Origin of the sequence: Streptomyces spiramenti, assembly GCF_012034385.1 — a bacterium.
In the GTDB taxonomy this organism is placed as follows: Bacteria; Actinomycetota; Actinomycetes; order Streptomycetales; family Streptomycetaceae; genus Streptomyces; species Streptomyces spiramenti.
Map to the genome: position 1 here is coordinate 1 of NZ_JAAVJB010000197.1, position 9,737 is coordinate 9,737.

The following is a 9,737-nucleotide window of genomic DNA, read 5'->3' on the forward strand; positions in this document are numbered from 1 at the left end:
TACCGGGCGGAGCGCCTCACCCGTTCGGCGGGCTCACCTCCGGCGCGCGGGCAGGCGCGTGACCGCGTCGGCCGGTCGGCGCCCGGCCACGCAACGCGCCCGTACGCGGGGGCCCGCACGCGGGCGTCGGGCGCGCGGCGGGGCGCGGCACGACCGGTGGCCGGACCGCGCCCGCGCGGCAGCAGGTCAGGCGCGGGCGAAACTGAGGGTCTCGCCCAGCGCCCCGGCCCGCCAGAGGTCCTGACAGGCGTCGGCCATCTCCGGCAGGCCCTCCACCACGCTGCCCCAGACGATCCCCGGGACCCAGCCGGCGTCACCGTTGATCAGCAGGTTGTTGCGCTCGTAGAACAGCGCGAGGTCGACGACGGTGGACCGTTGGTGGTGCGGGGCGGAGTCGTCGTAGCCGTACGACTTCGTCGCCAGCTGCGTCTGGGTGAAGGTGAAGTAGCAGAGGTCGCCGGGGATCGGGGTGATCGTCGGGTTCTCCAGTGGGGGCTCCTCCGCCGCGAAGGGGGCGAGGAGGGCGTAGATCTCGTTGCGCGCGTACTTGGCGTGGTAGACGTCGCCGCCCAGCGGCAGGGCGTCCCACACCGCGGCACAGGTGATCGGCGCGCGGTCGTCGAGCAGTCTTGCGGTACAACTGACGCCGCGCTTCGCCAGCGAGACGGTGATGAAACGCTCGGGAGCGGTCGCTTCGGCCATGCACACCTCCGGTGGTTTCGGTCCGGTTCGTCCGCTCGCCATGGTGGCGCATCGGCCGGTCAGGTTGCGACTGCGCCTCGCCGTGCACCCGGTCGGGTATACCAGCGCATGACTTCTCGGGCACCGGGTAGCCGCGCGCCTATGGTTCGACCATCACGAAAAACTACTTCTGTCAACGGGGGGATCAGCCGCAGAGCCTTGTTGCTCGGCGGCGCCGTCGCCCTCGGTTCGCTGGGACTGGCCGGGTGCTCCCGGGTGGACACCTCGGCGGCCGAGGACGGCGGCGATCTGCTGGACCGGCTGCGCTCGCAGGGCGTGGTCCGGCTCGGCATCGCCAGTGAGGTCCCCTACTCGTACATCGACAAGGACAGCGGGAAGCTGACGGGGCAGGCCCCGGCCATCGCCGAGGAGATCTTCGGCCGGCTCGGTGTCGACAGCTTCCAGCCCGTCCTCACCGAGTTCGGCAGTCTCATCCCCGGCCTGCGCGTCGGGCAGTTCGACGTCGTCGCCGCCGGCATGTGGATCACCCCGGAGCGCTGCGCCCAGGTGATCTTCTCCGACCCCGACTACGTGGCCAAGGACGCCTTCATCGTGGCCGAGGGCAACCCCCTGGGCCTGGAGAACTACACCGACATCGCCGAGACCGGCGCCACGGTCGCCACCGGTCCCGGCTGGTTCCAGCGCGACTACGCCGTCGGCAACGGCGTGGCCCCGGGGAAGATCGGCACCCTGCCAGACCAGCTGGCAGGGCTGACCGCGGTGCGGCAGGGACGCATCGACGCCTTCTTCGGGACCGCTCCCACGATGGTGTCCGCTGCGCGGAACACCGGCGGGGTGGAGGCCACCGAGCCCTTCACCCCCGTCGTCGACGGCGAGGAGCAGATCGGGGCGGGCGGCTTCGCCTTCTCCCCGACCGAGACACGGCTGCGCGACGCCTTCAACGCCGAGCTCCACGAGATGAAGGAGAGCGGCCAGCTTCTGGAGATCGTCTCCCCCTTCGGGTTCACCGAAGAGGACATGACCGATCTCACGGCCGAGGAGCTCTGTGACGCATGACGTGGGGTCTCGTCAGCAACTGGATACTGCCCGGTCTCTGGATCACCGTGCAGGTCGCCGTGTTCAGCGCCCTCATCGCGCTGGTCGTCTCGTTCGTCATCGGCACGCTGCGCACCTCCGACCTGTGGATCGTGCGCTTCCTCTCCGGTGCCTACTTCGAGATCTTCCGCGGCGCCTCGGCGCTCGTGGTGATCTTCTGGTTCGCCTTCGCCTTCCCGCTGCTCTTCGGCTGGCAGCTGGTGCCGCTGTGGGCGGGCGCACTCGCGCTCGGCCTCACCTACGGCGCCTACGGGTCGGAGATCGTGCGCGGCTCGCTCGCCTCGGTACCGGAGGCACAGCGGGAGGCCGGCATCGCGCTCAGCTTCACCCGGCTGCAGCGGCTGCGCCGCATCGAGATCCCGCAGGCGTGGCCGGAGATGGTCCCGCCCTTCAACAACCTCGCGATCGAGCTGCTCAAGGGCACCGCGCTGGTCTCGGTCATCGCCGTGGCGGACCTCGCCTTCGCGGGCAACGTCATCCGGCTGTCGACCAATGAGAGCGCACCGGTCTACACCCTGCTGCTGGTCATCTACTTCGTGCTGGCCTTCGGCGTCACCCGCGGCATGCGCGCCGTGGAGCGCCACGCCAAGCGCGGCGTCGGCAAGCTGCCGGAGCGCAAGCCGCTGTTCTCGCGCGCCGGGACGGCGACGACCGGCGGTTCGACCACCGACGGGGGTGCCCGATGAGCCGGAGTTGGAACTGGGACGCGGTATGGGACTTCATGCCGTACTTCTGGGACGGCCTGCTGCTGACCCTCCAGGCGCTGCTCTTCGGCACGCTGCTGGCGTTCTCCCTCGGCCTGGTCTGGGCGATGGCGCTGCGCGGCCCCCGCTGGGTGGCCTGGCCGGTCATCGGCGTGACCGAGTTCGTGCGGAACACGCCGCTGCTGATCCAGCTGTTCTTCCTCTTCTTCGTGATCCCCGACCTGCCGGGCGGACCGACCCTGTCGCCGCTGGTCGCGGGCTCCATCGGTCTGGGTCTGCACTACTCCACCTACACGATGGAGGTGTACCGGGCGGGTATCGACGGCGTTCCCGTCGGCCAGTGGGAGGCGGCGCGCGCCCTGTCGCTGCCGATGGGCCACACCTGGCGTGCGGTGATCCTGCCGCAGGCGTTCCGGCGGACGGTGCCTGCGCTCGGCAACTACGTCATCGCGATGCTGAAGGAGACGCCGCTGATCTCCACCATCGGCCTCACCGAGCTGCTGCTGACCGCGCGCGAGTACGGCGTGCAGTCGTTCAACTTCATGGAGCCGATCACGGTGGTCGGTGTGGCGTTCATCGTCATCGCCTACCCGGCGTCCCTGCTGATCCGAGTCCTGGAGCGACGCCTTGCCACCTACTGAGCCCACCCCGAGGAAGAACGAAGCGGACCCGGAGGTCCCGGTGAACACCCCGAACGACACCCCCGCAGAGGCGGCCGGCGCCGCCAAGGACGGCCGACGGCCGGGCGAGGACCTGATCACCTTCACCGACGTCACCAAGCGCTTCGGTGACAACGTCGTCCTGGACGACCTGTGCTTCGGCGTCGAGGCCAACAAGCACGTGACGCTGATCGGCCCGTCCGGATCGGGCAAGACGACGATCCTCCGGCTGCTCATGACCCTCGCCGAGCCCGACGAGGGCACCATCGAGGTGGACGGCGAGTACCTCACCCACGAGCTGAAGAACGGCAAGCTGGTCCCGGCCGGCGAGGCGCACAGCCGCGCCGTCCGGAAGAAGATCGGCATGGTCTTCCAGCAGTTCAACCTCTTCCCGAACATGCGCGTGCTGCGCAACGTCACCGAGGCACCGGTGCACGTGCTGGGCATGGAGAAGGACGAGGCCGAGGAGCGCGCCCGGGGTCTGATCGAGCTGGTCGGGCTGACCGAGCACCTCGACAAGTACCCCTCGCAGCTCTCCGGCGGCCAGCAGCAGCGTGTCGCCATCGCCCGCGCGCTGGCGATGCGGCCCAAGGTCCTGCTGCTGGACGAGGTGACCTCCGCGCTCGACCCGGAGCTGGTGGCCGGTGTGCTGGACGTGCTGCGCGACATCGCGCGCTCCACCGACATCACGATGGTGTGCGTGACCCACGAGATGAGCTTCGCGCGCGACATCTCCCAGAAGGTGCTCATGTTCGACCAGGGGAAGATCGTCGAGTCCGGTTCCCCGGAGAAGATCTTCAACGACCCGGACCACGAGCGGACGAGGGAGTTCCTCAGCTCCGTCCACTGAGCCGGCGCACACGCCCGGGCTCCGCGCGACCCGCTCCCGCCTGCCGGGGGCGGGTCGCGGGGGGGGGGGCCCCCCGGGCCGTTTCGGCCAGAGTGCCGACCGGCCCTCCCCGCAGGGGGGTTGACGGCTAACCTTGGGTGCCTTGTCGGCTTCCCGTGTTCGCAAGGGCGGCTGCGGTAACCCGCGGGAGGGCGCTGTGGCACTTGGTTCCGGGGCGATCGCCCCGCTCTATTCCGTTCGGTACGCGCTGCGTGCGCTGGAGGCGGTCGCCCGGCGCCCGGACGGCGTCGGCGGGGAGGAACTGGCCACCGAGCTCCAGTTGCCGCCCCGCCAGGCCGCCGGGCTGCTGCGGATGCTCGCCCGGGAGAGCTATCTGCGGGAGCTCGACGACGGCGGCTGGTGCGCCGGCGAGGCGCTGCTCCGGTTGGCCGGCGAGGACGGCCGCCGGCAGGTGCGGGAGGAGAAGCTGCGGCAGGCGCTGGACCGCCTCGGCCGCGACGTGGGGGCGGCGGTCTACGTGGGGCGCTACGTGGGCGGTGAACTCACCGTCCCCCACGTGTCGGCGTCGCCCGACCGCCCGGCGGTGCACCAGTGGGTCGACCTGCGCTCCGCCGCGCACGCGACGGCGCTGGGGAAGTGCCTGCTCAGCCAGTTGGACCACGAGGGCCGGGAGGACCACTTCTCGCGCCATCCGGCCGCGCGGCTCACCTCCCGCACGGTCACCGACCGGCGGGTGCTGCTGGCCACGCTGGAGCGGCAGCCGGCGACCATGCCGGTGCTGGACCTCCAGGAGTACGCCGTCGGCACCCTCTGCGCGGCGGTGCCGCTGACCGCGGGCGCGACGGTCGGCTGCCTGGCGCTCTCGCTGCCGGTCGGGCAGGCCCACCGGTTGCGCGAGGCGGCGGAGACCCTCAACGAGCAGGCGGCGCCGGCGCTGCTGTCGCTCTCGTTGTGAGCGGGGCCACCACGTGGACCCTCGGCGGTGGTCATCAGCACCGTCGCGGAGCGGGTAGAGTTCTTGTTGTCCGGCCGAGAGGCCGAAAGAGGCGCCGCTAGCTCAGTTGGTTAGAGCAGCTGACTCTTAATCAGCGGGTCCGGGGTTCGAGTCCCTGGCGGCGCACATCAGAAGAGGGGCTTCCCGGCTCAGGCCGGGGAGTCCCTCTTCGTCGTGGGCTGCGGCTGACCGCTCCCCCTGCCCCGTCGGTCGCGCCGTCACGCGCGACGGGCCCGCGCGGCGGGACGAACGGCTCGACGGCCACCGCGGCGTGGTTCGCTCGCCCGCCGGGGGCGGACGGCTGGCGGTGGACGACGGCGCCGCCGTCGCGGCGGGCCGGAGTGCGGCACGGGCGCGGACGGCGGCGCGGGGCGTCAGGGACTACGGGGGCGCACGGAGGGCTGTGGTCGTGCCCTCACGATGCGGGGGCGAGCCGGTGGGCGCCGGGTCACGCGCCCGGCGGTGACCTTCAAGCGGCGGTGGTCACCTGGGCGCGCACCGCGGCGAGCCACTCGGCCCGGAGGCGGCCGAGTTCCGCGAGGTCGTCCGCCGACCATGCGCGTCCGCCCTGGGCGGTGACCAGGGCGCGGATCGCGGCATTGGCCGCTTCCGCGGACGCCTGACGCTCGTGGCGAGGATCGGTGAACATACGAACACAGTACGCCCCGGGTACGACATCGCGCCGCTCCGTTATGGCCGACCTGCTCCCCGAATGCGCCCGCCGCACGCGGGAGTCAGGGGCGGTGACGGCATACGTGCAGGTCACACCGGGCGGACAGGGCCCGCCCTACCCGATGGTGCCATCCGTCACACTTCCTGGGGGCGTCGATTTCGCAGAGTGACCGAGGTCACGACCAGGGTGCTCCCGTGCGCGCCGGGGGCGTGCGCCGTCGCACACCGGCCGAAACCCGCCCCTGCGGTGCCCCCGTGCCGCCGGACCCCGCGCCCCCTGTCGGCCCCGCGACCCCGTCCGGCCGCCGAGCCCGTCACCGCGCACCGCGCACCGCGTGCCGCGTGCCGCGTGCCGGGGGCGTACGCCGCCTCGTTCAGTCGTCGAGGGCGGCGCGCGCGTCCATCAGGGCGAAGCCGAGCAGGTTCCGGCCCGGCCACACCGAGGGCCGTGCGGCACCGGGGGCGTCGGCGGTGAGGCCGATGCCCCACACCCGGTCCAGCGGGCTCGCCTCGGCGAGGACGCGGCGCCCGGTCGCGCGCAGGTAGTCGCCGAGCTCCCGGTTCTGCCGGAACTTCGCCAGGGACGCCTCCACCACGACCGCGTAGCGATGGGCCGACCACCGTGCCTCGTCGAACCCCGTGACCTGCCGTCCCAGCGCCTTGGCCTCGCCGGGGTGCCGGGCGGCCAGGATCCGCTCGGCGACGGCGTCGTTCCCGAAGAGCCGAGCCTTGGCGGCCATCATGCGGTGCTCGGCCGTGGGGTACGCGACCCCGCCCAGGACGAACGGCGCGGGCCACCACTGGCTGAGGCAGCCCGGCCCGACACCGCCTCCGGGCGGCGGAGTGTGGGCCCAGAAGAAGAGGAACTTCTGCCGGTGCCCCTCGCGTTCGCCACGCAGCAGCTCCGCGTGGCGCCGACCGGGACCCGGGCCGGGAAGGGCGTCCGGCGGCTCGCCTTCCGACAGGTCCCCGGGCGGGGGTGCGAAGGCGGAAGGGCCGTCGGCCGCGGTGTGGGGCATACCCGTCATGATGCACCGGGAGGCCGTCCGGCCGCCCGGGGTTTCCCGGTTCACCCCCGGTGCACCAGCTGGAGGAGGGGGCGTTGCCGCCGCTCCGGGGCCGTGCGGCCGGCCAGCTCGGTGCGGTGCCCGGGTACGTCCTGGGCGAGCAGCAGGGTCACCGTGTCGCCGCTGTCGAGCGCCTCGGTGACGTCCAGCCCGGCCCAGTCGGGGTAGGTGGTGACCCATCCCTCGCCCAGCGCCGGTCCGGGCCGCGGGGCGTTCTGCCAGGTGACGGCCGTCTCGCGCCACCGCCGCCGCATCGGGACGACTGCGTGGGCGCGCAGCGGATGCTGCAGCATGTCGGCGGCACGGCTCTCCGGGTCCTTGGGGATCGCCCCGTGGAGCCAGAGGACGGCGCGTTCGACACCACGCACGCGGTGGCCGGGCGGCAGCGCGAACCTGAGCAGCGCGCGGGCGGTGTCGTCGGCGTCCTCGGCGTGGTGCACCGTGAGCCGGGCGGTCCCCGGCGACGGTCGGCCCGCATGCAGCCCCGCACGGATGGTCGCGGTCGCCTCCGCGGTGAGCAGGCGGACGCGGCGCCGTGCGGGCGGGCGGCCGGTGCCGAGGGTGACGGTACGGGTGGCACCGTGGGTGCCGCCGGTCTCGACCAGCAGCTCGACGCGACCGCCGCTCTCCAGGACGGTCACCCCGGGGTCCGCCTCCCGCACACCCCGGCGGGGCCCTCCCGAGGGCGTGACCGCGACGCGCACCACCGGGACGGTGCGGGAGGGGTCGGAGACGGCGACCGTGAGCGCCCCGGGCGACTCCCTGACCAGCACCGCGCAGGGCCCGTCCGCGGTGACCGCGGTACCGGCGGCGCCCGTGTCCGCGGTCCGCCGCCCACTCGCGGTGCCGTGACCGTCCGCGGTGCCGTGACCATCCGTGCCGGCAGGATCGGGCGCACCGGCGGGGCCTGGCGCACCCCCGAAGAACACCAGACCGGTGAGGAGCGCCCCGTCCGGGAGCGCCCCCGGCGCGGTGCGGAAGGCGTGCACCTCCGCCGTCAGCGACAACGGCTCGATCCCGGGGTGGCCGGCGCGAGCGGCGGTCTCCGCCGGCGAGGCGCCGGGGAGCAGCAGGTGGGCCAGGGCAGCGCCCGCCGGAGAAGCGCCGTGGTCGTGCCAGAGCGTCACGAACCGGCGGGTGACCGGCGCGGCCGGGCCGCCCTCCCTGATGTCCGCCCAGGCTCCGGTGCGGTCCTCCGTCAGCGTGAGCAGCGGCCCCGCGGCGGGACCGGAGCGCGGCGGTGCCCCGGGAGCGGGGAGGAAGACGTAGCCGCCGGTTCCGCCCAGGTGCGCCCAGCGGGGCGCCGGGTGGCGGAGGGTGGTTCCGGGCGGGGCGTCGACCGTCCGGCCGTCCACCCGGAGCGTTCCCCCGACGGGCGCGGAGGGGGCGTGCAGAGAGCGGTGGTCCACCGTGGTCTCGACGCTCCGGCCCGGGGCCCGCAGGTCGGAGGCGGCACAGAGCACCGCGTCGTCGAGGAAGAGCCAGGAGCGGCGGACCCGCAGGGGCGAGTCGATGCCGCGCAGGTCGGCGGCGGCCAGTGCGAGGTCGCCCAGGCGGACCTCGCCGGACCACCGGGTGCCGGTCAGCGGCTCGTGGTCGTTGTCGCCGCCCGCACCCACCGCGAGGGCGGCGGTGTCCACGGTGGTGCCGGGCAGCCGCTTGGGGTCGGCGGTGGGCCAGAAGCCGTCGGTGTACTGGTGGGGGTCGTGGTCGAGGTACAGCAGGGCGGCGCCGTCGCCGGTGTGCCAGCCGTGGGCGTTCTCGCCGTTCATGTACTCGTAGCGGGCGACGCGGTCGGAGTTGAGCGAGAGGCAGTAGGTCCAGCGGGGGCGGCGGTGCACGTGGCGTTCCATGTCGGGGAAGCCGAAGTGGCCGGTGGGCGGCGGCGCGGGTGTCAGCTCCCGGTCCGCCAGCACGGTGGCGGCGGTGGCGATCTGCGCGGGCTCGCGGGCGGCGAGGGGGCGCCAGGTGTTGGCGGTGAGCCAGCTCTTGGCCCGGCCGCGCAGCAGGGCGGCCGTCGTCGCGTCCCCCGTGTGGGTCCCGGTGGTGGTGAGGGCGTCGGCCAGGGTCACCAGGTCCAGCGCGAGGCGGAAGCCGTCGTCGGCGTCGGTCGCGTTGTGGCGGGCGAGGGCCCGGCCGCGCACCGCGTCGGTCGTCAGGCCGGCGTGGACCAGCGGCAGGAAGGTCCGCTCCACCGCGTCGAGGAGCCGCCCGCGTTCGTTCCCCGCGACCGCCCACGGCGTGCCGGCGAGCAGCGCCAGCAGTTCGGCCACCCCGCTGACCAGCACCTGCCCGTAGGTGCCGGGGTAGGCGACGCTGGTGTGCATCAGGAACGAGCCGTCGGGGTGGAAGCCGTCGCCGACCCGGACGGGGTCCAGGACGCCGCGGAGCGCGTCGGCGGCGGTGGCCAGCCGCTCCGTGGTGCCGCCGAGCGCACCGCGCAGGGCGACGATGCGGCAGAGGTCGACGCGGTTGGCGCCCGTGGACCGGAGCTCGTCGCGGAGCATGCGGCGCGGGTCGGGGACGAAGTGGTCGACGGCGGCGATGACGCCGTCCCGGGTCTCGCTCCCCACCGCGGGACCGAGAAGGGCGAGGAGATCGGTGGCGGCGCGCGGGGCGCCGATCTCCCAGTCCCACCAGTTGCCGTGCTGGGCACGTCCGGCGTGGTACCCGAAGCGCCACCACAGGCGCAGTCCGGCCGCGACCGCGCGGGCGACGGCGGGGTCCGTGTGCAGGGCGCCGCCCTCGGTGGCGGCGGCCAGCGCGATGGTGCGGAGCCGTCCGGCGGCGGTCGTCAGGTGGGCCGAGGGGACGTCGGGCCCGGCCAGTGGCAGGTCGGGCCAGGGGGTTTCGGCGTCGTCGGCGGTGTCGAGGGCGGCGAGGTGGGTCCGGGCAGTGCGATCGCGGGCGGCGACGGACAGGTCGTGGGCCTCTCCCCACTCCCCCGGCGGCCGTCCCGTTGCGACGCCGTGCAGCAGCAGCGCGCGGCGGCGC

Annotated in this window: 9 protein-coding genes and 1 tRNA gene; 6 read left to right on the forward strand and 4 right to left on the reverse strand. The window is 73.8% G+C overall.

Annotated features, from left to right (window positions below):
• Positions 1–186: 186 nt before the first annotated feature.
• Positions 187–702 carry a DUF3830 family protein gene (locus HCJ92_RS18970; protein ID WP_167934819.1) on the reverse strand — a complete coding sequence of 172 codons (516 nt, stop codon included), beginning with the start codon at positions 700–702 and terminating at the stop codon, positions 187–189.
• A gap of 141 nt (positions 703–843) precedes the next feature.
• On the opposite strand from HCJ92_RS18970, the gene ehuB reads away from it, so the two are divergent.
• From ehuB to HCJ92_RS19000, 6 genes are all read left to right on the forward strand, one after another.
• The gene (gene ehuB / locus HCJ92_RS18975; RefSeq protein ID WP_167934820.1) at positions 844–1,758 is read left to right on the forward strand and encodes an ectoine/hydroxyectoine ABC transporter substrate-binding protein EhuB; all 915 of its coding nucleotides are present in this window, start codon (positions 844–846) and stop codon (positions 1,756–1,758) included.
• Entirely contained in the window at positions 1,755–2,483 is a 729-nt protein-coding gene (gene ehuC, locus HCJ92_RS18980; RefSeq protein ID WP_167934821.1) for an ectoine/hydroxyectoine ABC transporter permease subunit EhuC, read from the forward strand. The genes ehuB and ehuC overlap by 4 nt, the downstream gene beginning before the upstream one ends.
• Positions 2,480–3,142 (forward strand): ectoine/hydroxyectoine ABC transporter permease subunit EhuD, encoded by a 663-nt coding sequence (gene ehuD / locus HCJ92_RS18985; RefSeq protein WP_167934822.1) that lies wholly within the window; start codon positions 2,480–2,482, stop codon positions 3,140–3,142. Before ehuC ends, ehuD begins: the two co-directional genes overlap by 4 nt.
• Positions 3,143–3,254: 112 nt before the next feature.
• Positions 3,255–4,010, forward strand: coding sequence for an ectoine/hydroxyectoine ABC transporter ATP-binding protein EhuA (ehuA, locus tag HCJ92_RS18990; protein ID WP_245241002.1), 756 nt, complete (start codon positions 3,255–3,257; stop codon positions 4,008–4,010).
• Positions 4,011–4,206: 196 nt separating this feature from the next.
• A complete protein-coding gene (locus HCJ92_RS18995) occupies positions 4,207–4,965 on the forward strand; it encodes an IclR family transcriptional regulator domain-containing protein (protein ID WP_167934824.1) in 759 nt (252 codons plus the stop codon).
• Between the two features lie 91 nt (positions 4,966–5,056).
• Positions 5,057–5,130: transfer RNA gene (locus HCJ92_RS19000), tRNA-Lys, on the forward strand.
• Positions 5,131–5,473: 343 nt separating this feature from the next.
• Here HCJ92_RS19000 and HCJ92_RS19005 read toward each other — a convergent pair.
• From HCJ92_RS19005 to HCJ92_RS19015, 3 genes are all read right to left on the reverse strand, one after another.
• Positions 5,474–5,653, reverse strand: a complete 180-nt coding sequence (locus HCJ92_RS19005) for a hypothetical protein (RefSeq protein WP_167934825.1) — start codon at positions 5,651–5,653, stop codon at positions 5,474–5,476.
• Positions 5,654–6,050: 397 nt separating this feature from the next.
• Positions 6,051–6,695, reverse strand: coding sequence for an NADAR family protein (locus HCJ92_RS19010; protein ID WP_167934826.1), 645 nt, complete (start codon positions 6,693–6,695; stop codon positions 6,051–6,053).
• 50 nt (positions 6,696–6,745) lie between these two features.
• Positions 6,746–9,737 (reverse strand): polysaccharide lyase family 8 super-sandwich domain-containing protein (locus HCJ92_RS19015; protein ID WP_167934827.1); only part of this gene is annotated, 2,992 nt, incomplete at its 5' end.